Source organism: Fredinandcohnia onubensis (genome assembly GCF_002734285.1).
GTDB classification, from domain to species: domain Bacteria; phylum Bacillota; class Bacilli; order Bacillales; family Bacillaceae_L; genus Ferdinandcohnia; species Ferdinandcohnia onubensis_A.
The window spans coordinates 1-24,474 of the sequence record NZ_NSEA01000036.1 but is presented as its reverse complement, the minus strand read 5'-3'; the positions used below and the strand labels follow the sequence as shown (position 1 = coordinate 24,474).

The 24,474-nt window shown below is 38.3% G+C and carries 28 protein-coding genes and 1 other annotated feature; of the genes, 7 read left to right on the top strand and 21 right to left on the bottom strand.

Going from position 1 to position 24,474, the window contains the following annotated elements:
* Positions 1–2 precede the first annotated feature (2 nt).
* On the bottom strand, positions 3–407 hold the full coding sequence (locus tag CKJ95_RS22805; protein WP_099355749.1) for a rhodanese-like domain-containing protein: 405 nt from the start codon (positions 405–407) through the stop codon (positions 3–5).
* A gap of 134 nt (positions 408–541) precedes the next feature.
* On the opposite strand from CKJ95_RS22805, the gene CKJ95_RS22800 reads away from it, so the two are divergent.
* Positions 542–991: a VanZ family protein gene (locus CKJ95_RS22800; protein ID WP_257215905.1), complete on the top strand. Its 450-nt coding sequence runs from the start codon at positions 542–544 to the stop codon at positions 989–991.
* A 39-nt stretch (positions 992–1,030) separates the two neighbouring features.
* Here the strand turns inward: CKJ95_RS22800 and CKJ95_RS22795 are convergent, their stop codons facing one another.
* The 5 genes from CKJ95_RS22795 to nagE all read right to left on the bottom strand — a co-directional run bounded on the left by CKJ95_RS22795 (position 1,031) and on the right by nagE (position 6,235).
* Positions 1,031–1,948, bottom strand: coding sequence for a DUF7916 family protein (locus CKJ95_RS22795; RefSeq protein WP_099355748.1), 918 nt, complete (start codon positions 1,946–1,948; stop codon positions 1,031–1,033).
* Between the two features lie 16 nt (positions 1,949–1,964).
* Entirely contained in the window at positions 1,965–2,690 is a 726-nt protein-coding gene (locus tag CKJ95_RS22790; RefSeq protein ID WP_099355747.1) for a GntR family transcriptional regulator, read from the bottom strand.
* Positions 2,647–3,441, bottom strand: a complete 795-nt coding sequence (nagB, locus tag CKJ95_RS22785) for a glucosamine-6-phosphate deaminase (protein ID WP_099355746.1) — start codon at positions 3,439–3,441, stop codon at positions 2,647–2,649. Before nagB ends, CKJ95_RS22790 begins: the two co-directional genes overlap by 44 nt.
* Positions 3,442–4,614, bottom strand: a complete 1,173-nt coding sequence (nagA, locus tag CKJ95_RS22780) for an N-acetylglucosamine-6-phosphate deacetylase (RefSeq protein WP_099355745.1) — start codon at positions 4,612–4,614, stop codon at positions 3,442–3,444.
* A 175-nt stretch (positions 4,615–4,789) separates the two neighbouring features.
* Entirely contained in the window at positions 4,790–6,235 is a 1,446-nt protein-coding gene (gene nagE / locus CKJ95_RS22775) for an N-acetylglucosamine-specific PTS transporter subunit IIBC (RefSeq protein ID WP_099355744.1), read from the bottom strand.
* A 319-nt stretch (positions 6,236–6,554) separates the two neighbouring features.
* Between nagE and CKJ95_RS23635 the strand changes: the two genes are divergently transcribed.
* Positions 6,555–6,704: a hypothetical protein gene (locus CKJ95_RS23635; protein ID WP_180271669.1), complete on the top strand. Its 150-nt coding sequence runs from the start codon at positions 6,555–6,557 to the stop codon at positions 6,702–6,704.
* A gap of 75 nt (positions 6,705–6,779) precedes the next feature.
* On the opposite strand, the gene kynB is transcribed toward CKJ95_RS23635, so the two are convergent.
* Positions 6,780–7,409 (bottom strand): arylformamidase, encoded by a 630-nt coding sequence (gene kynB, locus CKJ95_RS22770; protein ID WP_142353972.1) that lies wholly within the window; start codon positions 7,407–7,409, stop codon positions 6,780–6,782.
* A gap of 172 nt (positions 7,410–7,581) precedes the next feature.
* On the opposite strand from kynB, the gene CKJ95_RS22765 reads away from it, so the two are divergent.
* Positions 7,582–8,418 carry a CAP domain-containing protein gene (locus tag CKJ95_RS22765; RefSeq protein WP_099355742.1) on the top strand — a complete coding sequence of 279 codons (837 nt, stop codon included), beginning with the start codon at positions 7,582–7,584 and terminating at the stop codon, positions 8,416–8,418.
* A 75-nt stretch (positions 8,419–8,493) separates the two neighbouring features.
* Here the strand turns inward: CKJ95_RS22765 and tyrS are convergent, their stop codons facing one another.
* The 3 genes from tyrS to CKJ95_RS22750 form a co-directional block, all read right to left on the bottom strand.
* Entirely contained in the window at positions 8,494–9,738 is a 1,245-nt protein-coding gene (gene tyrS, locus CKJ95_RS22760; protein ID WP_099355741.1) for a tyrosine--tRNA ligase, read from the bottom strand.
* A 53-nt stretch (positions 9,739–9,791) separates the two neighbouring features.
* Positions 9,792–10,015: a binding site (T-box leader), on the bottom strand.
* Positions 10,016–10,134: 119 nt separating this feature from the next.
* Complete coding sequence (locus CKJ95_RS22755; protein ID WP_099355740.1) at positions 10,135–10,554, bottom strand: GreA/GreB family elongation factor; 420 nt, start codon at positions 10,552–10,554, stop codon at positions 10,135–10,137.
* Between the two features lie 248 nt (positions 10,555–10,802).
* Positions 10,803–11,654, bottom strand: coding sequence for a VOC family protein (locus tag CKJ95_RS22750; protein WP_099355739.1), 852 nt, complete (start codon positions 11,652–11,654; stop codon positions 10,803–10,805).
* A 135-nt stretch (positions 11,655–11,789) separates the two neighbouring features.
* On the opposite strand from CKJ95_RS22750, the gene CKJ95_RS22745 reads away from it, so the two are divergent.
* Together CKJ95_RS22745 and liaG are read left to right on the top strand one after the other, a co-directional pair.
* Positions 11,790–12,107 carry a winged helix-turn-helix transcriptional regulator gene (locus CKJ95_RS22745; protein WP_099355738.1) on the top strand — a complete coding sequence of 106 codons (318 nt, stop codon included), beginning with the start codon at positions 11,790–11,792 and terminating at the stop codon, positions 12,105–12,107.
* A 154-nt stretch (positions 12,108–12,261) separates the two neighbouring features.
* A complete protein-coding gene (gene liaG / locus CKJ95_RS22740) occupies positions 12,262–13,113 on the top strand; it encodes a LiaG family protein (RefSeq protein ID WP_099355737.1) in 852 nt (283 codons plus the stop codon).
* 54 nt (positions 13,114–13,167) lie between these two features.
* Here the strand turns inward: liaG and CKJ95_RS22735 are convergent, their stop codons facing one another.
* Positions 13,168–14,055 carry a polysaccharide deacetylase family protein gene (locus CKJ95_RS22735; protein ID WP_099355736.1) on the bottom strand — a complete coding sequence of 296 codons (888 nt, stop codon included), beginning with the start codon at positions 14,053–14,055 and terminating at the stop codon, positions 13,168–13,170.
* Positions 14,056–14,202: 147 nt separating this feature from the next.
* Between CKJ95_RS22735 and CKJ95_RS22730 the strand changes: the two genes are divergently transcribed.
* Complete coding sequence (locus tag CKJ95_RS22730) at positions 14,203–14,952, top strand: metallophosphoesterase family protein (RefSeq protein WP_099355735.1); 750 nt, start codon at positions 14,203–14,205, stop codon at positions 14,950–14,952.
* Positions 14,953–15,097: 145 nt separating this feature from the next.
* Positions 15,098–15,265, top strand: coding sequence for a hypothetical protein (locus tag CKJ95_RS23630; protein ID WP_165918242.1), 168 nt, complete (start codon positions 15,098–15,100; stop codon positions 15,263–15,265).
* Between the two features lie 37 nt (positions 15,266–15,302).
* Here the strand turns inward: CKJ95_RS23630 and CKJ95_RS22725 are convergent, their stop codons facing one another.
* The 10 genes from CKJ95_RS22725 to CKJ95_RS22680 form a co-directional block, all read right to left on the bottom strand.
* The gene (locus CKJ95_RS22725; RefSeq protein WP_099355734.1) at positions 15,303–16,145 is read right to left on the bottom strand and encodes an SAM hydrolase/SAM-dependent halogenase family protein; all 843 of its coding nucleotides are present in this window, start codon (positions 16,143–16,145) and stop codon (positions 15,303–15,305) included.
* Between the two features lie 220 nt (positions 16,146–16,365).
* The gene (locus CKJ95_RS22720; RefSeq protein ID WP_257215908.1) at positions 16,366–16,929 is read right to left on the bottom strand and encodes an undecaprenyl-diphosphatase; all 564 of its coding nucleotides are present in this window, start codon (positions 16,927–16,929) and stop codon (positions 16,366–16,368) included.
* A gap of 118 nt (positions 16,930–17,047) precedes the next feature.
* A complete protein-coding gene (cls, locus tag CKJ95_RS22715) occupies positions 17,048–18,499 on the bottom strand; it encodes a cardiolipin synthase (protein WP_099355732.1) in 1,452 nt (483 codons plus the stop codon).
* 202 nt (positions 18,500–18,701) lie between these two features.
* Positions 18,702–19,559, bottom strand: a complete 858-nt coding sequence (locus tag CKJ95_RS22710) for an MBL fold metallo-hydrolase (protein WP_099355731.1) — start codon at positions 19,557–19,559, stop codon at positions 18,702–18,704.
* A gap of 76 nt (positions 19,560–19,635) precedes the next feature.
* Positions 19,636–19,926: a DNA-binding protein gene (locus CKJ95_RS22705; protein ID WP_099355730.1), complete on the bottom strand. Its 291-nt coding sequence runs from the start codon at positions 19,924–19,926 to the stop codon at positions 19,636–19,638.
* A 28-nt stretch (positions 19,927–19,954) separates the two neighbouring features.
* Complete coding sequence (locus CKJ95_RS22700; protein WP_099355729.1) at positions 19,955–21,193, bottom strand: ABC transporter permease; 1,239 nt, start codon at positions 21,191–21,193, stop codon at positions 19,955–19,957.
* The gene (locus CKJ95_RS22695; RefSeq protein WP_099355728.1) at positions 21,186–22,112 is read right to left on the bottom strand and encodes an ABC transporter ATP-binding protein; all 927 of its coding nucleotides are present in this window, start codon (positions 22,110–22,112) and stop codon (positions 21,186–21,188) included. Before CKJ95_RS22695 ends, CKJ95_RS22700 begins: the two co-directional genes overlap by 8 nt.
* A 154-nt stretch (positions 22,113–22,266) precedes the next feature.
* Entirely contained in the window at positions 22,267–22,749 is a 483-nt protein-coding gene (locus tag CKJ95_RS22690; RefSeq protein ID WP_257215907.1) for a DUF1189 domain-containing protein, read from the bottom strand.
* Positions 22,750–22,834: 85 nt separating this feature from the next.
* Positions 22,835–23,320 carry a flavin reductase family protein gene (locus CKJ95_RS22685; protein ID WP_099355726.1) on the bottom strand — a complete coding sequence of 162 codons (486 nt, stop codon included), beginning with the start codon at positions 23,318–23,320 and terminating at the stop codon, positions 22,835–22,837.
* A gap of 132 nt (positions 23,321–23,452) precedes the next feature.
* Positions 23,453–24,298 carry a 2OG-Fe(II) oxygenase gene (locus CKJ95_RS22680; protein ID WP_099355725.1) on the bottom strand — a complete coding sequence of 282 codons (846 nt, stop codon included), beginning with the start codon at positions 24,296–24,298 and terminating at the stop codon, positions 23,453–23,455.
* Positions 24,299–24,474 lie beyond the last annotated feature (176 nt).

Below are 24,474 nucleotides of genomic sequence, written 5' to 3'. Positions count from 1 at the left end.
TGTTACTTTTTCCTCTCGCTGGGTGTTGCTTTTGTTTTCAAGCTATAGAGGCCACCTTTGATATGTGCAAGAGGCAGGTCCTTATGTCTTCTTCTTAGGACTTTGGCTGCTTGTTTACTGCGTATACCTGTTTGACAGTATAAAATAATGTCTTTATCGGTTGGAATCTCAACTTTCTTTCGTTTAATTTTATTTAATGGGAGATTAATTGCACCTTTAATATGATTTGTTTGATATTCATAAGGGTTTCTCACATCAATGATTGCAATATCCTTTGACTTTTTCATTTTTTCTTTAAAATCAGCTTCTGATAAATGTTTGAGGTCCTTTACCGGTCTAAAGGTATCGTAAACTAAAATAATGAAGATAATTCCTAAACCTATTTGAATCATTGTAATCGTATCCATTTTCCAACATCCTTTTCATAAGTTAATCCTATTATAAGCGAAAAAGAATAGAAACGAAAAACCTGTGTGACATCGTCCTCTTTTTGCGTTATTGTAGATGAGGTAATAGTTTTAAGGATTGGAGTTTTATTCAATTGGGGCACGCAACGAAACGTTTTTTGGCTGGTACAGTGTTTATCACTTATTCATTATTTCTTCTATATTGGATGTTTTTTGCATTTTCTCGGACAGAAGGAGGAGAATTCAGGTATAATCTCACACCCTTTTCAACCATTAAAAATTACTTTACGTATTATGATCATTTTCCTATTCACATTTGGATCATTAATATTGCCGGAAATATAGGTGTTTTTATACCATTTGGAATCGTGTTGCCGATTCTTTTTCCAAAGCTTTCAAATTTCCTTTTATTTATCTTCGCTTTTGTCATTGGGATCACATCTCTGGAGGTTCTACAGCTTTTTAGTATGCTCGGTAGTTTCGATATAGATGATATTATTTTGAATACAGTTGGGGCTGTGATTGGTTATATTTTATTGCAAATTATGAGAGTTCGTAAAAGAAGACGCAAAAAAAGGAGATGAGGTCAAATACGGTCATTGTATTTGGAACCTCATCTCCTTTTAACGATTAACGGAAGCTGCCATTCTTATATATGTATGACGTTTTCCGCGAATAGCGATTGAATAGGTCATAATGTTTTCTGGGACAGCTATGCCATGATACCCGGCATCTCCAATATGGTAAATATCCGCACCGGCCATTTTACTAGTTAGTGCAATTTGACGTATAGTTGCTTCGTCTGCACCCTCTTGGCTCGTACCGATTGTCAGCATAACCATCGCTCCCTTTGCATGAACAAAACGGACATTTTTCTCGGTTGCTTCAAGAGTAATTCCCGGAACCGTCCCAGGTGCTGGCATTAAGATGACGTCTGCTCCTGCTTCAATAAAACTCTCTAAAGCTGTCTCTGAAATGATTCCGCTTCCTGATTCATTGGCAACGCCTGCACCATGCATTTTGCCAGCGATGATAAGGCCCTCACTTCCAAATACCTCACGAGCCTTCTTTATGGCAACGACAATTTCATTATTTGTAACACCTGTTTTCGGATTACCCGTCAAACAAACAAAATCGAAACCAAGCTTTTTTGCTTCTCTTAAGGATTCTTCTGTCGCCAAACGCCCTTTCGGAAGCTGGCTTATCGTTTCAAGTTGCATCGCATTTGGGTCAACTGGCTCTAAATTCAATCCGATGGGTCTGCCTGTTAACTCCTTTAATTTTTCGACAATTGATTCACCCTCTTGCGCATGAAAACCTTCTACAAATGGAGAAAATACATCAAAATAATTAAAGATTAACAAATCGGCACCAAACGCTGAAGCCATTTCTGCGTTCGTCACTGCCGGATACATTGGTTGGAAGGAACCAATCACTTCGGATAAAATGGTTCTTCCCTCTGAAGCTTTTATGGCTTGCTTTAAGTCCTGGCCGTTCATTTTTTTGAAGTCTGAGGCTGTGCAATCTAATAAACGTTTCATGATGTTACCTCCTAATTTATGTTCGAACCATTTCGACTTTATATTTATATCGGTCAGCTCTATAATAGGATTTTACAAATTCGAGCGGCTGTTGACCTTCTAGGTATGTAATTTGCTGAATGTAAAGAACAGGTGCCCCTACCTTTATGCCTAAAGCAGACGCCTCTCGTTTTTGGGCAGTTGTTGCCTCTAGCTCCTGGACCCCAGAAGTAAGATGTAAACCAATTTCACTCTCTACATACCGATAGATAGAGTGCCCTGCCACTTCCCTTGTTAAGCCAGGTACTAGACCTTCTGACATGTAAAAAACCTCAAACGCAATTGGCTGCTGGTCGGCTAGTCGCAAACGTTCTATTTGGTAAACCTTAGCCCCATCTTCTATCTGTAGTTTAGAGGCAATTAGTGAATCTGCTTCAATTATTATAAAATCTAACACTTGTGTCCCTGGCTCGAGCCCTCTAGAGCGCATATCCTCAGAAAAGCTCGTTAATCCTCGTACATTCTTTTCAAATTTCTTCACTGCCACAAAGGTCCCTTTTCCTCGTTCCCTTTGTAGGTAACCTTCATTCACAAGATTTGTAATGGCTTGTCGTACAGTCATTCGACTAATTTGGTATTTCTCCGCAAATTCTCTTTCAGATGGAATCATTTCACCAGGCTTAAGCTCTTTTTTATCGATTTTTTCACGAATATGTTGCTCAATCTGAAAGTAAATAGGTACGGGTGAATTCTTCTTTATCATGAGCAAAGCCCCTCTTCACTTCATCATCCACTAATGAAAGCGCGTCTTCATCCGCAATAATCGTTACGTCAGGGTGATTCTTTAGAACAGTTGCAGGAATCGTTTCAGTAATTCCTTCATTGATTACCTTTTCAAGGATTTCTGCCTTCGCTTTCCCTGACACGAGTAAAAGGATTTTATTGCTTTTCATTATCGTGGAAATTCCCATTGTAATTGCATGCGTTGGTACTTCATCGATGCTATTGAAGAATCGCAAATTTGCTTGGCGTGTTGATTCTTCAAGCTCAACAACATGTGTTACTGAATTGAATGGTGTTCCTGGTTCATTAAATCCAATATGACCATTAACCCCGATCCCAAGCAATTGAAGATCGACCCCACCTAAATCTGAAATCACCTTCTCATACGCCTTACTTTCTTGTTCATAATCCTTTGCCAAACCGTTAGGAATATGAATATTGTCTTGATTAATATTTATTTGTGAAAAAAGGTTCTCCATCATAAAATGGTGATAACTATTAGGATGATTCTTTTCAATCCCTAAATATTCATCGAGGTTGACAGTATGAATATTCTCATAGGATGTCTTATTTTGCCCATGGTCCTTAATTAACTCTTTATACGTTCCAACTACGGTCCCTCCAGTCGCAAGACCTAATACCGAGTTTGGTTTCTCTTTTACTTGATGTGAAATTATAGCCGCAGCATATTGGCTCATTTCATCAAAATTCTTAACTGCTACAACTTTCATCTATTTTCCCTCCCTATTTGTATACGCAAGTTTACCACGACAAAAAGTCATGATTACCTCTAATTGTTCATTCACGACCACAACATCTGCATCCTTACTAGCCTTAATACTTCCTTTGCGATCAAACACATTAATTTGCTTCGCTGGGTTAACCGCAGTCATTTGTGTAATGTCTTGTAGAGAGCAATCTGCGAAATTCATCATGTTTCGAACTGCATCATTCAATTTTAAGATACTTCCCGCTAAGGTTCCATCTTTTAATACGGCACGTTCGCCATTTACGATTACCTCTTGACCACCTAGGTCATACGTGCCTGCACCAAGGCATTTTGCACGCATAGCGTCGGTTACAAGAATGGAGCCTTCACTCCCTTTCACTTTATAGGCAAACTTCACCATTTTGGGCGCTATATGAATCCCGTCAACGATCATTTCACATTTTACTTCATCATGTAAAAGAACAGCACCTGCTACACCTGGCTCACGGTGATGGATTCCACGCATACCGTTGAATAAATGCGTAGCATGAGAAACTCCAGCTTCTATCGCAGCCTCAACCTCATCGTATACAGCATCAGAATGACCAATGGAAGCAACAACACCTGTGTTTTTCAAATGTGCTGTTAACTCTAGTCCACCTGGTTCTTCTGGAGCCAATGTAACAAGCCTTATATTGTTGCCTGATAAGGTTTGCCATTGTTTGAACAGTTCCACATCGGGGTTAATAATATTATCTGGGTGCTGTGCCCCCGCTCTTTTTGGAGATAAAAATGGTCCCTCTAGATGTGCTCCTAAAATTTCTGCATGACCCGTGTTTTGTTTCGGTATAAAATCAGCAATATTGCCGATTGCATGTTCAATATCTTGCTTCGACTTCGTCATCGTTGTTGCAAGGAAGCTTGTTGTACCTTCCTTAGGTAATGTTGTTACCATTGTTTCTAATGCATCAGGGGTTGCGTCCATAACATCTGCCCCGCTTGCCCCGTGAATATGTAAATCAATCATACCTGGAATTAATGAGTAAGATTCATCAAAGGTGATTACTTCGTCTTTATCACACGCTTGAAAGTCCGCCATTGGCGCTACTCTCTTAATCTTCTCCCCATCGATTTCAATAAACCCTTTTTCGATGATTCCGTCTTCTGCGTATATAGTTAGGTTTGTAATAAACATGTCAAGGACTCCTTTTATGTTTCATCTCATTCATTATATCTCGAGTGAAAGCTAGTTGTCTATACCACTTAATGCTTTGTTATTTTTACCTTACTTTTCCCCTCTTATCATAATATTATTGTGTTTTTCTATAAATAAAAGAGCGGTCCTACTTGGACAGCCCTCTTTATCGTTCTTATTTCTCTTTACGAATCTTATTGACTTCATCTGCAACGAATTGAACGTTTGTTCCGACAATAACTTGAATGCTGTTTTTACCAACAATATTAATTCCAGGAACCCCTGTTGCTTTAATTTTTTGCTGATCGACTTTGTCCATGTCTTTAACTTCTAAACGTAAACGAGTTACGCAGTTATCAACTGATGTTACGTTCTCATCTCCACCTAAACCTTCATAGATTTGAGCGGCCATAGTTGCGAATTTTGTTTTTCCATCCGCTTGAGTAGCTTGACCTTCCTCAACGTCTTCTTCTCTACCAGGAGTTTTGATGTCAAACTTCTTGATTAAGAAGCGGAAGATTAAATAATATAGTACGAAGAACACAAGACCTTGTAACAATAGCATATAAGGCATATTTGCAAGTGGTAATCTAGAACTTAATACAAAGTCAACTAAACCTGCACTGAATCCGAAACCTGCAGTCCACTGGAATGTTGATGCGATAAATAATGAAATACCCGTTAATGCTGCGTGAACAACATATAATGCTGGTGCCACGAACATGAATGCAAATTCAAGTGGCTCTGTTACACCTGTGAAGAATGATGCGAAACCTGCTGCCATCATTAAAGAGGCAACTTGTTTTTTTCGAGCTGTTTTTGCAGTGTGATACATTGCAAGTGCAGCTGCTGGTAAACCAAACATCATCACTGGGAAGTAACCAGCTTGATACATACCAGTAACTCCTTTTTCCCCTTTTCCTGACCAGAAATTACCGATATCATTGATTCCTGCAACATCAAACCAGAATACGGAGTTTAGAGCATGGTGTAATCCAGTTGGGATTAATAATCTGTTAAAGAATCCGTATAGCCCAGCACCAATTGAGCCTAAATCACTGATTCCTTTACCGAATGATACCAATCCTGTATAAACTACTGGCCATACAAAGAAAAGAATAGCCGAAGCAACAATCATTGCTACAGACGTCATAATTGGTACTAGACGTTTACCACTAAAGAATGCTAAAGCATCCGGTAATTGTACCTCGCTGAAACGATTATACATAGCTGCTGCAACAAGACCAGAAATGATACCAATAAATTGGTTACCAATTTTTCCAAATGCCGCGTTTACATCAGCTGGGTCAACCCCCTGAAGCATTGCAACTGTGTTCGTACCAAGTAGTGTAGTAATAACAAGATATGCAACTAGACCACTCAAAGCAGCAGAGCCGTCTTTATCCTTCGACATACCTAATGCAACACCGACAGCAAATAGAATTGACATATTGTCAATAATTGAAGATCCTGCTTTGATTAGAAATGCAGCTACTGCACTGTCAGCTCCCCAACCAGTAGGGTCAATCCAGTAACCGATACCCATCAAGATGGCTGCTGCTGGTAACACTGCAACCGGTAACATCAAAGAACGACCAATTTTTTGTAGATATTTCATCATGATGAATTCCTCCTATTTTTTTGTATTTCCTTCTATTCTCTGGTTTTATCTAGGTCAATATTTCAAGTATAATTTCAAAATCGTTAACGCTTACACGTTAGTGTAACCAAAGGATAGTCAGATTACGTACCGCAACTCATTTTAGCACCTGGCTGTGTAGTTGTCTATACCACTTTTAAAGTTGTTTTACATCAAATATTTCGATTATTCATATGAAAATCGGCATTTTTATCTACTTGAATATAACTAAAGGTGTATAGAAGTTGGAATTTTTATATATTACACTTGGGATAAGCATTAAATTAGGAGGTAGTATTCCATGAAATTGGGTGATAAAGTCGTGTATAAAAACGATTTGTATGAAGTTCTGTACGTTTATGAAAATGGAATGTATGAGATCAAACAAATGGAATTACTATTTAAGGTAGAGCTTGTTAATCGAAATGACCTCATACTTGCTGCTTGTTAAAACTGATTGTTTTCCCTCCATTAAGAGGTTTTAAAAAATCCATTGTTCTTATGACAATGGATTTTTCTTCGTTTCTTATAACTTCTTCAAAACGGCACGAACAGGACTTCCATCAGCGCCCTCGATCGGAAGTGGCAACGCGATTAATTCATAATCCCCAGGGTCAACATTTTCTAAGACAATCCCCTCAAGAATATTGATTCCATGCTTATGTAATTGATGATGGGCCTGTAAATCTTTACTATCCAATTGATCGACAGACGGAGTGTCCACTCCAATTAATTGAATTCCCTTTTCAGCCAAATATAATGCAATATCTGGATTTAAACTCGTAATGGCGGTCGGGAATCGATTCCGATTTTGCCACGAATTTGTACGGATTAAGAGCCGTTTAACACCAGATAAGTCAAACTTTTTTAAATCCTCAATCTCAATTTCCTTTTTTCTTGTTACCTCAATAACTCTTGCTTTTCCTACATATAAGTCAAGGTCTAGTTCATGCACCTTTTTTCCTTCCTTGTCAAAGTGAAAGGGTGCGTCAATATGAGTTCCAATATGAGTACTTGTTGTGATTTGTCCTACATTAACAGATGAAGCTTCCTCTATGGACCATGTGAGAACGTAGTTAAAAGGGGTATCATTTGGCCACTCTTGAGTTGTATGACTTAAAGGCTGAGAAATATCAATGATTTTCATTGCTTTCACCTCATGCGTTTTGTATTTGCTTCTTCCTTTATTTTAACGGAAGTTGATACTTTCGTTAAGGTATACTATGGGTTTTTTGCCTATTCGATTCTCTTTAATTACCACCAATACTTTCGATACCGCAGAAGCAAAATATAAAAGTAAATCGAATTATGCTAAGGAGGAATTTACATTGCAAAGATTTACTAAAACAGGTATCGCGATTCTTGGTTCTGCAATGCTTTTATTGTCCGCATGTAACAATAATAACGACAATGCTGCAGATGACAATAACCGTTCAGCAAACGTTGAAAGTGTGAATAATGGTTATATCCTTAAACAAGACCGCCCCTATCGTACAACAACGTCGAGTGATAAATATCCGCATACAACAAGTGTGCAAAATGCAAAAGGAGAACAACAGTATTATCGATTTATCAACAAAAAAATTGTTGTTCGTACGCCAGACGGTACAAACGCAATTCCAAATGATTTAAATCGTTTTATAGGTGGTAACGGTAATAATGCAGCACCGGCACCAAATAATGTGACTCCTGCACCTAATTATCCAACAGGAGACACAGCGCCAGTTGAACAAAATCGTGAGCCCGCTACACAACAACCTGAACCTGCCCCAGCTCCTGCCGCTGGAATTAGTAATTTTGAAAAACAGGTCATTGACCTTACGAATGCACAACGTAAGAAAAATGGCTTACCTGCCCTAAAGGCAGATACAGCATTGAGCAAAGTAGCAAAGACAAAATCGAATGACATGCAGCAAAAGAATTATTTCTCCCATACTAGCCCAACTTATGGATCTCCATTTGATATGATGAGGGATTTCGGTGTATCCTACAAGACAGCTGGTGAGAACATTGCAAAAGGTCAAGCATCTCCTGAAGCTGTAGTAAATTCATGGATGAACAGTGAAGGACATCGTAAAAATATCTTGAGTCCAAACTTCACTCATATTGGAGTGGGCCACCAAGCAAGCGGCAACTACTGGACACAAATGTTTATTGGAAAATAAAAAGAGAAGCGCCCTGACTTAACTTGGCGCTCTTGAAAAAAACGGGGCTGACAATGGATTGTCGCCCCGTGTTTATTACTTTTTAATTTTTACAAACTTACGTTTTCCAACTTGAACGATCATGTCGTTTGTTACTTCAAGCTCTATATGAATATCTTCAACTTTTTCGCCATTTAGTTTGACGCCACCATTTTGGATCATTTTCCGGGCTTCTCCCTTGGACTTTTGTAAGTCCAATTGAACAAGTAAATCAATAATTGAGATGTTGTTTTCTCCTGACCAAGTTACTTCTGGAATGTCTTCTGGTATGACACCCTTTTGGAAGACTGTTTTAAAATGTTCTTCCGCCTGCTGAGCAGCCTCCTCACCATGATACATTCTCACGATTGTTCTTCCAAGAAGCATTTTTGCATCACGTGGGTGTAACGTGCCGTTTTCGATTTTAACCTTGATTTCATTCTTTTCTTCTAAAGAAAGGTCTGTCACTAAATCAAAGTATTTGGCCATCATTTCATCCTGAATAGACATTGTTTTGCCATACATATCATTAGGTGCCTCATCCACACCAATGTAATTTCCTTTTGACTTAGACATTTTTTCAACGCCATCAAGTCCTTCCAATAGTGGAAGAAGGATCACGACCTGCTTCTCTTTACCAAAATGCTCTTGTAAATGTCTTCCCATTAACACATTGAAATGCTGGTCATTTCCACCTAGTTCTATGTCACTCTCAAGCTCAACTGAGTCATAGCCCTGCATAAGTGGGTAGAAAAATTCATGAAGAGAAATCGGCTTTCCAGTCTCTAAACGCTCAGAGAAATCATTTCTTTCAAGCAAACGAGCAACCGTGATACTAGCCGCTAAGTTGATAATATCCTCAAAATTTAATGTAGATAGCCATTTGGAATTATAATGAAGCTCAACCTTCTCCGTGTCTAATACTTTTCCAAATTGCTCAAAGTATGTTTTCGCATTATGTTTAACTTCTTCATCGGTCAACTGCTTTCGGGCAACCGATTTTCCAGTTGGGTCCCCAATCTTTCCTGTAAAGTCTCCAATTAATAGCTGGACCACATGACCATTTTCCTGAAATTGTTTTAATTTATTTAACACCACTGTGTGTCCTAAGTGAACATCTGGCGCAGATGGATCAAGCCCGAGCTTCACTTTTAATGGTTGGTTGGTCACAATGGACTTTGCAATTTTTTGTTTTAATTCATGTGCCGGGACAACCTCTTGTACCCCATTTGTGTAAATAGCAAATTGTCTTTCCAGTTCTATTTTTTGTTCGTCTGTTAACTGTTCGATAAAGTTTTCCATTTGGTTTGCCTCCTGTTTGTTATAGTAGAAAACACAAAAAACCACGCCCCTAAAAAAGGGACGTGGTTGCACGTGGTACCACCCTTGATTGAAGATATATATCTTCCGCTTCATTCGAATAACGGCTCGTCCGTTCTTTGCTAATTTTCACTAAAAGTGAGTTCACAAAGAAAGCTCAAGGAGGTAATTCACATTTATCTTTGTTCCGGTTTTCACCAACCACCGGCTCTCTGCTACAGGGAGATAAGCTGCTACTGATTCCTATCATCACTTTTCTATTCAATATAAAGGCTATTTTAACGAATTATTCACGATTTAACAAGCAAAAATCCACTTCCTTTTATACGTACATTAAAAGAAGTGGATTGTAAGCGCTTAATTAAATTCTCAGCACTATTACTGCAAAATTAAGTTTCCTGCAAATGCGATATCTTGAATCTTGACAGGAAGGCCTCCCGCTGGTGTACTCAGCAATACTTTGTCGCTTACTTTACACAATAACAATTGTCTTCCAACCGGCGATAAAAATGAGATACATCCGGCATCCGGGTCAGATTGTTTCGGTAAACATATATAATAATCCTCTGTATCGTCTTCCCCATCAAACATAACCGTTACCTTTGTTCCAATAAAAACCTTAGGTATGGGTTCAACTGCACCATTTTCTACATAGCTTTTAAGTTCACTGACATATGAACTAAAGAAAGTCCGATTCCTTTCCCTAAGTGGTGTGGAGGAAGAATAGAGATTGTTTAATTCCTGCAAATGTTGATCGATATACTGGAGCTGATCGTTAAAATAATCCTTATGGCTCATAGTAGATATCCTCCTTGCTAGGATCAAATACTCTGCAAAATTTCATTTCCACCTTCAATTTTATTTCCCCTTCCTTTTTTGCATATAAAAATAGAGGCCTTCCTTAAACACAGAAAGGCCTACCATACATTTCCAATTATATCATATTCATTCCTACAAAACTAGCAACCTAGTAGTTGTTTAGGTGTAACTTATTCCTACTAATAAAAAAGCAGCTACCCGAAGATAGCTACTTTATCCATTGTCACCTATGCCACAACAAGTTTTATTTTATTGTCAGAAGGGTCTTTTGTTATCATGACTCCATCTTCTTCTTGAACATATGCGCCAATTTTCTTTAGGTTTTCAATGGTTGTTTGTAATGCACTTTCAGTTGGTAATACTAGCGTAAACCTCTTAATCCCAGCACTATTTTCAGATGGTGCAGGTGCCCCAACACCATTCCATGTATTGAGACCAATATGGTGATGATATCCGCCTGTTGAGATAAATAATGCCATGCCTCCATAACGAGTTACAACATCAAAACCAAGGCCTTTGGTATAGTATTCCTCTGTTCTTGCTAGTTCAGATACATGCATATGAATATGGCCCATGACCGTTCCTTCTGGTAGTCCAGTCCATTTTTCTCCATTAGCAGCAGCAAGCACACCTTGCCCGTCAAGAGGTTCTGTCACCATTTTCACTTCACCATTTGACCATTCCCATTCTGTGTCGGGACGGTCTGCATAAATTTCAATTCCATTTCCATCTGGATCATCTAAGTAGAGGGCTTCGCTTACTGCGTGATCAGACGCACCAATTGGTATATTATTTTGAACTAAATGATAAAGTACTTTTCCAAGCTCTGCACGGGATGGTAAAAGCAATGCAAAATGGTAAAGTCCTGTACGGCGTGGCTCCTTAGGCGTTATGTTTTCAGGCTGTTCAATTGATAACAATGCTGTTTTACCGTCTGCAGTTAAAAGCGCTTTTCTCTCAGATTGCTCTAATACCTTGAATCCAATTATATTTTGATAAAACGTTAAAGAACGCTGTAAGTCGGTTACCTTTAATTCTACAAGTTCTACAAATGTATATGGTGGGCGTTGATATTTCATATTTTTATGCCTCCTAAGTTTCGTGTTTATTAACTTACTTTATGTAAGTAATTATATTTTCGTAATTAGATTATGTCAAGTAAGTTTATAATTTCTTACAATGCGCTATAATAGAGGTATAGGGGTGAAGGAAATATGGATTCAAATGTAATTTGTCCTAAATTTGAAAAAGCTATGAGTTTACTTGGCCAACGCTGGACAGGACTCGTTATTTATCAACTTCTTTCAGGTCCACAGCGTTTCTGTACAATTGAATCATCGATTGGAATTAGTGGAAGAGTTCTTTCAGAAAGACTCAAAGATCTGGAGAATCAAGGTATTGTAAAAAGGCATGTGTACCCAGAAACCCCTGTACGCATTGAATATTCGTTAACCGAAAAAGGGCTGGCCTTAAAACCTTTGATGGATGAAATTCAAAAATGGTCGCAGGACTGGGTTAAAATAGAATCGTAAATCACCAACGTAGAGCAGATTGTATGAAAGCAATCTGCTTTTTTCTTTTAATACGCCTCAGGTCCTATTTGGAAATATATCGGTGGTGCGTTACTTAATTTTTATTCCTCTTTTATGATAAGGATAGAATAAATGATAAAGGCAGGTTAGAAAAATGAAGAAAATCTTAATTATATTTTTCATTCTTATTGGGGTTTATCTCGTAATGACAAACCTCTACCGAATCCCGGGGCTTCCTTTTGGGAATTCTGGAGACTCAGCTAATGTTACGGAAAGAATTGATGAAATCAAAATCGATATAACATCAATTAGCACGACCGTTATCCCTGAAAATCGTGATGACGTAAAAGCCGAGTTAAAAGGGAAAGGTGAAGTTCATGTTTCAAAAAGCGGTGACTCAATAGAAGTCACATATGAACGTGGGTTCTTCAACTGGAGCGGGTTCCCTTTCTTTGACAATACGAAACTTACCGTCTATATCCCGGAAGATTTCGACAAAGAACTTTCGCTTAGGGTCGGCTCTGGCCATTTAGAATTTGATGGGAAACCTATGAAAATGAATGAACTCTCAGCCGATGTTCATTCTGGAAATTTACGTTTGGAAAACCTTTCTGTTGAACATTTTACACACAATGTAGCTTCGGGAAATTCTAGAATTGAGAAGCTTACTACAAAAAGTGGTGAAATTGATGTTCGTTCTGGGAATGTAACCATTGATGAGTATGAGGGAAAACTTGAAGCTGAAGTGCGCTCTGGACGATTAAAAGCAACCATTTCGAAACTAACTGATTCCATTGAGGCAGATGTTCGCTCTGGCTTACTTGACCTTGACTTACCTAATGATGCTGATTTTACATTATACGGTAAAGCAAATAGCGGATATATTACGAATGATTTTTCCCTTGATGACTCCACAAGAAATAAAGGCAGCATTGAAGGTAAACATGGTGCAGGTACCTATGATGTGAATATTGAAGTGAATAGCGGAAAAGTAGACATCAGATAATAAAATAAAAAGAATCGTAGGTTTCATTTATAATGATGCCTACGATTCTTTTTTTTATTGATAGGCTGGTAGGCCAAGCAATGCTTCGAGGTCCACTATTTCATAGCCCTGCTCTTGTAATTCTTCAATGATACTTGGCAAGACCTCATATGTATCGTACTCATCGGCGTCTGTGTGCATGAGTATGATGTCACCGTTACGAATATTAGAAAGTACATTGGAGGAAATGACATCCGTACTTCGTTGAGCCCAATCAAGTGAATCAATTGACCAAAGAATGATTGAGACATTATTTTCTTTTGCTACCTCTGCCACTAATTCATTAGTTGAGCCGTACGGCGTTCTTAGCAATGCGGGCTCTTGACCAATAATCTCTTCAATCGCAGTTCCTGCCCGCTCCATCTCATTACGAATTTCAGGTTCGGACAACTGATCTAATTGAACATGATGGTAGCTATGGCTTAAAACAAGATGTCCATTTTCATAGGCTTCTTTCACTACCTCTGGATGCTTCTCGGCTTCACTTCCCAAAAAGAAGAAATTCCCTTTAACCCCATATTGATCCAAAACCCCAATCACAGCTGATGTCACCGTACTATCTGGCCCATCATCAAACGTTAAAGCTACTTGTTTTTTATTAGGACCATTGATATACACATTTTCTTGAGTTTTTGAGAATTCAATAATCTCCTCCCGCCATTTTTGCATGGACGTTACGGTCTTTTTTTCTAAGTAAGGAGATTCCCCTTTTATTTCAAGAAAGTATTCATTTTTCCAGGATCGATCAACAGAAAATCTTGCGTTTGGAATCGTTTCTTCTTTCTGTTCAATATTGTGATTCCCGTATGCAACTCCCCCAACTTCCTTCATTTCTTTAGATGAACAAGAAGCTAACAAAAAAGTCGAACATATAATACTAAATAAAATCACCCTTTGAACCATAACAGCGCTCTCCCCCTTTTCTTCATTCTAAACACACGAAACATAGATGGAAAGAATATTTAGCAATTTTAGCTAATTTAATAATGACAAAATTTTCAATCTATTTTATTATTAGATTACTATAACTAAAACCAAGGGGGCTTTAGCATGAGCATTGCGCTCATTTCCGATATACACGGAAATATGACAGCACTTGAAGCTGTCTTGGAACATATAAAAGTTCGTGAAATCAAGACCATCATTTGTCTTGGAGACCTTGTAGGAAAAGGGCCAAATTCAGCCGCCGCGGTTGACCGGATTCAAGAAGTGTGTGAGGTCGTGCTTTTAGGGAATTGGGATGACTTTATTCAAAATGAACATCCTGATGACGGAATCACATGGCACCGAAATCAACTTGGTAAAGAACGCCTTTCATACTTAGGAACCCTTCCCTTCCATTATGATTTTTATATGAGCGGGAAATACATCCGATTGTACCATGCCTCTGCTAAAAGCGTCCACCACCGTGTTGTCCCCATGATTCATTCCGACGAGGAGAAAAGGGCAATGTTTGATCACTCTGAATGGATTACTCCATTAGAGGAAAAGACGCCAGACATTATTGGTTTCGGAGATATTCATGCAGCCTTGATAGAACCAATGAATACAGAGCAAACCCTTTTAAATGTAGGAAGTGTTGGTAACCCGCTTGATACGGTACATGCAACCTTTGCAATACTACACGGGAACTATCAATCAAGGGAAGTCGCACCTTTTTCAATCGAAATTGTTCGTGTTCCATATGACATTGAAAAAGAATTACGTATTGCTACCGAAATGGGGGTGCCGTACTTTGATAAGTATGCAGTAGAGCTTCGAGAAGCAGTTTACCGAGGGTCGCCAAAAAAGAAAGAATAACCAATTCGTCAAACTTGCACAAGACAAAATTTTCAAGGTAAAATAAGATAAAATATTAATTTTACACGTATAGTTTTCATAATTATGGGATATAATGTTTTTATTTTAAAGCCTCTAAATATAAAAACCTGAGAGGGGAATTGCCATGACCACCAATAATGAATCCAAAAAAGAGATCGCGGTTAATTCGACTGTCCAGCTAAAAGGGATAGTAAAAGCAATATTTAATGATTCCATCCATGTACAAATCGGAGGAAAAATCATCACGCTTCCCGCTTCAAACCTATTAAAGCAAAATAAGCCTTTAACATAATACGTAAAAAAACACCGTTCATTATCTGAACGGTGTTTTAGTTTGTTTTCCGGATTTTAATTATCCATTCTGCACCAGTACCAATTGAAAATTTTTCAGCAAAGGACTCCTGATTAAGAGCCACTCCGATTTTGTCTAAAGAATTTATATAGAGTAGTGGATCCCCAAGTTCACTGTCAGCGAAGGAACGCCCATATTTCATCGTACTTTTATATACATTACTTCCTTCACGATTAATGATAACTTCGAAGGTATCACCATACCTATTACCAAGTTGATTAAAAAGGGTTCTGTCAATATTTGTCCAAAGGTTACCGAAGCGGACATCTAGGATATCAATATTCCCAATAATTGCGTCATTATCAACTTTCACTTCCAAAACAGGCAATTCCACTAAGGACTCTACCGGAACTGTTGGCCCGACCTCTTCATAAGTGATAACTCTAGAAGCAAGCCTAGCCCCTGTATAGGCATAAACATCTCTTCCATGAAAGGTGTATGATTCACCTGAAAAAGGTAAACGGTTTTTACTTTCATCAATCATTCTCGCTTCCTTAATTCCAAACACCCGCTTGATATGAGTAATCGTTCCGTTATCAGGCGTCACAATATATTGGTTCGTCTCTGTCTGCACCACGATGCTTAAACGATCAGAACCAACGCCTGGATCCACGACAGAAACAAATACAGTCCCCTCCGGCCAATACTTTATAGTCTGAAAAAGCCGGTAAGAGCCTTCCCAAATATTAAACGGCGAGATGTCATGGGTTAGGTCAAATATCGGAAGCTCTGGATGAACCGATAGTGCAACACCATACATTGCGCTTACAGCCCCATCACTCGTTCCAAAATCGGTCTGCAATACTAAATGATTATTCATACCTATTCCTCCATATTTTATTGTTCTATCCTAGGAGGGCATGTTTTCAAAAAACAAAAAACCACGTCATTATCAAAATACGATAAGGACGTGGTCCCCTCTTACATCGCCGTTCTCTTAGACGAAAAAATTTACTTTCTATATTTCCCCTAATGCTTGTAAAATATCCGCATTTACTCTATCGAAAACATCTGTAAAAACAACGGATATTACTCATTTTTCAGAAATCTTTTTCGTTTGTGATTGAAAACTCAAGCTGCTCTTTTCGATTTCGTAATTTGATCTTTGATACTGTCACGAATAAGAGATACGCCGAAAGCATGGCTAGAATGGCAGCTACGATAATATCGCCTGGATAATGTACCCCCACCCAAATTCGTGAAAAACCTACTAAGCATGCAAGTGCCATCCAAAGATATCTACCCTGTTTCTTAAACAAGAAAAAAGTAAAACTAACCGCAAAAAAGATCATCGTATGGTCACTTGGAAATGAATTATTAACTGCTTTTTCAATCAATTGATGGACATTTGGCAGTTCAGCGAAAGGCTGATTATTGGAATGAAACATTCCAGCCACTCTCCCTAGTAGTACCGCTACCCCTACCGAAATCAAAGCACTGACCGACATGATACGGTTTTGTGAGCCTCTAATTAGGTAATAAATCACTGCTAGAATAAGGAAATACAAGGTGTAACTCGCTATATAAATCATTGGCTGATTTAAAAATGATAACTCTTCGCTTAACCCATTAATTTTGTAAAACACTTCTGTATTCATATCCATTAAACTCAAAGAAACTCCCCCCAAAATAAATCCTACCTTAATTTTAGACAATTTCAAATATAAAAAACCGATGCAGCTTACACTTTTTTCAAGATAAGCCACACCATCGTTTTGTAAACTATAGGATTGGGGACAAAAGTCTTGAGATGGATTCTTTGAACTTTATATTAACGCCTCTTTTTCCATACTCATCAAATGTCAGTAATTTAGAAAGCTTTATGTCTTCTTTGAAAATAGCTGTTAATTCTTTAGAAATATTTTCATCATATAAAAACGCATTTACCTCAAAATTTAGCCTAAAACTTCTTACGTCGATATTCGCTGTACCAACTGAAGAAATTTCTTCGTCAACAACAAGTGTTTTTGAATGAATAAAGCCATTGCTGTAAATATATACATTTGCTCCAACTGGTAGCAGCTCTCCGATATGCGAGATGGTCGCCCAATAAACGAAAGGGTGGTCTGGTTTATCAGGAATCATGATATTCACTTCAACCCCTGAAAGGCACGCCACTCTTAGTGCATCGAGTAAGCTTTTATCTGGAATAAAATAAGGCGTCTGCATATATATCGATTTTTTCGCTGAATAGATCATTTTAATATAGGCATTCTTAATCTGCTCAAACTCCGAATCCGGCCCACTTGTAACAATTTGAATCCCGACATTGCCTAACCGGACATTTTCGATTGGAAATAGTTCAGGATCATACATAATATCATAATCACGGGATGCTTGATTCCAGTCTAAAATGAAGCGAGCCTGCATGGTGTCAACAGCATTTCCCCTTATGCGTAAATGTGTATCTCGCCAATATCCGAACCTAGTGTTCAAACCCAAATACTCGTCACCGACGTTGAATCCGCCTACGTAACCAACCTTCCCGTCAATAATGACCAATTTCCGATGGTTTCGAAAGTTCATCCGCAAATTGATAAACCGTAGTTTCGAAGGGAAAAAGACCTCAACTAGACCTCCTGCTTCACGAAACTCTTTAAAAAAACGTTTCGTCAATGTTCTAGAACCTAGCTCATCATAAAGAACGCGGACCATAACACCTTCTTTAACCTTCTTAGTTAAATGCGCCATTAGTTTTCGACCAAGATTATCATTCTTAATAATATAATATTGCAAATGAATCGATTCCTTTGCTTCCTCAATATCCTGAAATAGGCGTCTGAATTTTTGTTGTCCATCCGTAAAAACTTCCACGGCATTGTTTTTTGTGAACAATGCCTGGTCATTTTTAAGGTTCATATAAATGAGATCTTGATTATCTTTTGTAACATGATTATTAAAGAGGAATTTTTGTGTACGAATCAGTTCTTTTTGTTTTTCTAGAACTTCTTCAATCCCACTCTTCTTTAAATCATCCCATGAAAAGAGATGATCGCGTGTTAAATTTCGACCTAATAGCAAATACAAAATGAAGCCGGCTACTGGTATAAAGAAAAGTACTAATAACCATGCCCAAGTCGAACTGGCATCTCTTCTTTCACGAAAGATAACAACTACGGCGAAAACAATGTTTAAGACCATAACCAACCCTAATAACAACGAAGAGATATTCACCATATTCCCCTCTCTCACCAAATCATTCTACTTTAAAATATACTATATAAAAGATTCTTTATGAAACATTTAACTTACTCCGGGACAGAGGGACAGGTTCCTTGTCCCACCATTTTTTACTTAGGGTTGGGACAGTGGACCTGTCCCCGTGTCCCATTTAAGTGTAAGAAACCTGGCTTTTTAAGACAGCCAGGTTTCCTTTCTAATGAATATTTTCATCTACATATCGGCCATAGTCTGGAATTGCAATTTGGTCAAAATCTCTAACTAATCTTGTTAGGGATTCTTCTAACAGTTCACCGGTCATCGGCAAACCATGTCCGGTAATGGCAACAGTTGGTTTTAACTTAGCTAATGTTTCAACGGATCTCTTTGCTGCCTGCCAATCCGTTGTTAAATATCTTGGCGGACCGCTGATTTCCAGTTCTTGCGTGAACACCTTATACAAGGACTCTTGCTTCACTGTCACAAATGCATCACCCACGATAAGTGCGCGATCCTTTTCCCGGAAAAATGATACATGCCCTGGCGCATGCCCTGGCGTATGAATCCAACGAAATTCCGGCAAATGAGGAACAGTTCCGTCCGATGGCAGCTTTTCCACATGACTTCCCAATTGGATTGGCTCGTTCGGAAATAACGGTGACATTTTCGCCACCATCCCCCCTTCAACCGACGAGTCTGGTTCAGGATAGCTTTCTTGCCCTGTTAAAAATGGCGTTTCCAATTCATGAGCGTAAACAGGTACATTCCAGTGCTCGACTAATTCAATGATTGCACCTACATGATCAAAATGGCCATGTGTTAAAAGAATCGCCTTCGGTCGACTATCCTTGCCAAAGCGTTCCTCACATACGGCAATCATTTCCTCCGCAGAACCTGGCATTCCCGCGTCCACAATCACATAATCCGATGTACCTGGCTCGCCAACCAATATAAAGTTCACGATTTGGATGGTATGCGAATAAATATCCGGTACTACCTGTATTCCGACTCCACTCCCTATAGAGGTTGCCGGGATAAATTTATAATCACTTCCGTATTGCATGTCCTTTTCCATTAAGATCCTCCTTACACATTCACCTAGTGATAGTGTTTCACAGGATTGGTAATTTATTTATCGAAGGACCTTTCCGCTATTCACCTAAGTTTGATAACCATTGCTTTAATTTACTCTTTGGGTAATACACCGTTCCGTTTAATACGATATGAGGAATATCAGGATGTTCCTTTATCAATTGCTTTGCATCTTCCTTTGAGACCCCAATATGATAAGCGATATCCTTTTCTTTAATCAGTTCGTATAAATCATCTTCCTCAAGCTTTTCCATTACACCCTTCGCTTCAGGATTTTTAAAATTTTTTAAGCCATCGCCGATGAAATAACCTGCAGCCGCGATTCCTATGGCCAAAAATAAAAGACCCATTTTCACACCCCACTTTGTGGTATTTTACTTAGGAACGAATCCACTTCCAAATTTCCTTTGGAGTTGCATTTTTACCATACATAAGTATACCTGTTTTGAATATTTTTCCTGCAAGTTTCATAAATAGCCATATACTCACAATTAAAATGACTAAAGATATAACAATTTCAATCCATGGCCATTCTTCTAAAAACGTGAGACGCAATAATAACACTCCCGGAGCTGTAAACGGGATGTAGGTTCCGATTTGTGCAATTAGACCGCTTGGATCTCCAATTACTGGTCCAATAAATACAAAAGGCAAAAATGGTAGCATCATAACCATACCTTGAAAATTACCCGCTGATGACATATCAGCCATCGTTGCACCGACACCTACAAACAGTGCCGCAAATAAGAGATACCCTAAAATTGCTATTAAAACAAATAATAAAATTTCTGGACCCATTAAGTAGTCTAAAATAGGAATATCCAGCTTCCAAAGTGCAATCGGTATTCCAAAGCCAAGAAATACAACTGCTTGAATCATACCTAATATGAAATACCCGATAATCTTTCCTTGCATCAACTCAGCTGCAGTAAGGGACGATAATACAATTTCCGCAACCTTATCTTTCTTCTCTTGAGATGCACTTTGAAAAATGTACATTCCTGAGAAAATAATCGAAAGTAGAATAATTCCTGCAAAAGCGCCTGGTATAATTCGTTCAAGAGGATCCTTTCCCACCAAGTCGGACTCCTCTTCAACAGCTTCCTCTTTCTCATCAACGAATGTTTCCTCAAACGTTAGCTGTTTAGAGAATGCAGCTAATTGTTCCTCTGAGAGCCCAAGTTTTTTCATTTGTATGGTTTTTAATGGAACTTCTAATACTTGAACCTGATTCATAAAATATGGATTTATTTCTTCACTTGTATGAACTGGAATCACACCATTATCAAAACCTGTCTGCTCGAACATGATAAACGCTGTATTTTCCGCCTCTTTCAGTTCTTCTAAGATTTCTTCAAAGCCTTTTTCCGTTGTTTCGAGCTCCCAATTCAGTTCATGTGCAGCGACTGTTTCTTCAATGACTTCAGTAACTCCAAGCTCATCACTAATTAAAACACGTGTTGAAATTTCTTCCTCGGGCTCTGATTCTCCAAAAATACTTCCTAAGAACATAAAAGCTAAGAATAAAACGGGTGTTAGGAATAAGCCAATCAAAAAGGACTTATTTTTCATATTTCTTCTTACTTCCCATTTGGCTACTTTCATGGCATTACGCATCTATAACAACCTCCTCTCGCAGCATGTTCTTATCCGTTGCAATATCAATAAATATCTCATGTAGGGAGATTCGGTCGATGGATAACTCATTGATTTCCAGTTGATCCGGTAAATGCTTTAACCAACTTGCAACTTTAACATCCTTTGTCAGGTACAAGATTGATGTTTCCTCCTGTTGTTCTACCCGTTGAACCTCAGGAAGGCCTTGCAGAACTTCCAAATTGTTTTTACCGCGAATGGTACATTTAAAATTGGCATATTCTTTCTTTACATTATCCATCGATCCATAGATAACCTTTTGTCCACGATGGATCAGAAATAACCGATCACACATTTCCTCAACTAGGTTCATTTGATGAGAGGATAATAGAATTGCAGTGCCGCCTTTAGCCAGATTCCTAATTTCTTCTTTAAATAATTCTTGGCTTACTGGATCGAGTCCTGAAAATGGTTCGTCCAGAATGAGAAACTCAGGTTCGTGTAAGATGGATGCAATAAATTGTACTTTTTGTCCCATACCTTTGGATAGTTCCTCAACAGATGAATTTTCTTTCCCTTCTAGCCCGAATTTTTTCAAGTAGGTAAGAGCACGTTCCTCGGCCTTCTTTACGGGATAATCCTTTAATTCAGCCAAATATAGAAGAATGTCCATTACCTTGACGTTTTTATAAAGTCCACGTTCCTCTGGTAAATATCCGATTTTATTTCGAGGTATTTCCATATGTCCTTGGAAAGTAATAGAGCCTTCATCCGGATACATAATCCCCATGATATTCCTGATCGTGGTTGATTTCCCAGCACCGTTTGGACCAAGAATCGCCATAATTTCTCCTTTATAGACTTCAAAGGAAATACCCTTTAGCACCTCTACATTTTTAAAAGACTTCTTTAAATGATCTACTTTCAAAAAAGCATCCATAATGATCTTCCTCCTCCTTTATCAATTCCCTAGGAGACCGGCAAACAAATTGAAACCAAATCTCTTAATCTAATCCATTATGTATGTACGATATTTCACACAAAAAGTTTCAAATATTTTCCTGCAATAAAAAAAACCGGCTCACCGGTTCTTTTTACGTATGTTTTCTCACTCGACTCGGATAATGAAAAATCATCCGTAGAATCGTATAAAATAACAAAATAAATATAATGGTATTCACAATCCAATGGGTACCAATCAGGATATTGGCAACCGCAAAAATAATTATTGGTTTTGTTAACGCAAACGCACACATCTTCCACAGAAATTGAAATTTCAAATGGCGATGTGTAACCTTACTGACTCCTAAACCCGCTCCCGCTAAAGCAGAAATACCTGCCATTCCTAAAAATAGCATTAAAAATGGGTAAAAAAGGAGGACTTGAATGATATAAATATTTTGAGGAATACCGCTGTCCTTATAGGAGTCATCCAAAAGTAAGTTGATTTCAATTGGAAGTGCGACTATAAACAATAATAGCAGGAGGAAAAGGATTGTATTTCTCATTTCCAACCTATTCAGTCGCTTCATTGCTGCCTTATTCGGTAATCGCAAACTATCCATAAATGTTGACATGAGTTTCACATAAAGCCACTCGCTTCATTTAAGAGTTATTTTAACTTAAAGATACCTTTCCAAATAAGGAAAGGTACCCAAATGATTATTTATAAAATTCACCAGGAATATTGCCGAATTTACGGTTGTGATAAAGAAGTGGTGCTTTACTATAATTTTCAATCTCTACCACTTCACCGATTAGGATTGTATGGTCACCCGCTTCAATCGTCTTATGAGTTTTACAATGTAATACTCCCGCAGTGCCCTTAAGGATTGGAAGATTGTTATCGGACATTTCCCATTCACAATTACCAAATCGATCTGTCCCCTTGCTTGCAAAAAGGGCACAAATATCCCCTTGGTCCCCAGCTAATACATGAACCGCAAATTTATCCGCATTTGTAAAAATATCGTAAGTGGACACTCGCTTATCAATTGACCATAAAATCAATGTTGGATCTAATGAAACAGAGGCAAATGAGTTTACTGTGAGACCAAGTGGTACCCCATTTTCATCAGTCGTCGTTACAACCGTTACACCTGTCGGATAATTCCCCATGACGTCTTTAAAAGTTTGTACTTTATCCATAGTTCACACACCTTTCTATGCACTGACACACTTCATTTTCGTATTTTCAAAATCTATAATTTTAGCTTACTTTAATTTATTAGTTTAACTATATCATGATTACAATGACAATTCTAATTGAATGCATTTCGTTTAGTGCCTATATATATTCTCCTGGCGAATCCATTTGGTTGCAACCCATTTTTCACCTTCAGACACAGGAATACTCGAATGAAGGGACATCCGGTCTACCTCACCCTTACTATTTCCGTACTGAAAATAGACAGCAGACCCTTTCTTCGGAACAATCGAAACGCCTGCTTTAGGAAAAACAGTCTCTCCCCCTGCAGATACATCATTTAAATAGATGAGGAACGTCCCCACCCGCTGACCACCTTTATCGGGGTCTACCTTACTCGACGGAAAATAGTCAAAATGGCTTTTGTATTCCTCACCAATTCCATAATTCAATACCTGGAGCCCTTCTCCATTTTCAATCGGAAACTCCGTTAATTCCGCAATTCTATTTTCTACTTTCTTAATAAACTCATTTTCTCGCAGATAAAAAGACATACCTTTACTGGTTCGACCAGTAGCTGCTTTTTCTTCACCAGTCTTTGGATCAATGACAGTTGAAGGCTTAAGGCGACTTCGTGACATTTCAATCAACTGGTCACACTCCTCATAACTTAGGAAGTTATCCAAATGTAAAATAAATGGCTTTTCTACTTTTGAGAGGACCTTAATTTCACGGTCACTTGTATGTAAAACACTTCCCTTTTTCGCGATTTCGGGCTGTTCATATTCATATGGAGCATGCACACCTGGTGTGTTTATCGGTTTATTTCCAACGATTCGAAACAGAGTGGTATATGATAATTTAGGATCATAGCCTTTTCGAATCATTGCATCCACAATCGCTTCAGGGTTAACGCCACTGTTTAACGTTTTAATAATCCAATCCATGAGTGCACCTGGAATTTTATTCACTTTCTCCATTTCTACATCTCCTTATAGCCCTTAATTGAGCGAAAGAGACAAGGAGTCCTATCCCTTTTGCTCTGTGTAATCCCTTACATTCTATTGTAATATATATAAGTCAAATTGTGGTAGCAATTACTTAATTTCCAAAGTTTTGTCGCAATCAGGACTACATTCCGACTCACCTCTTCTGA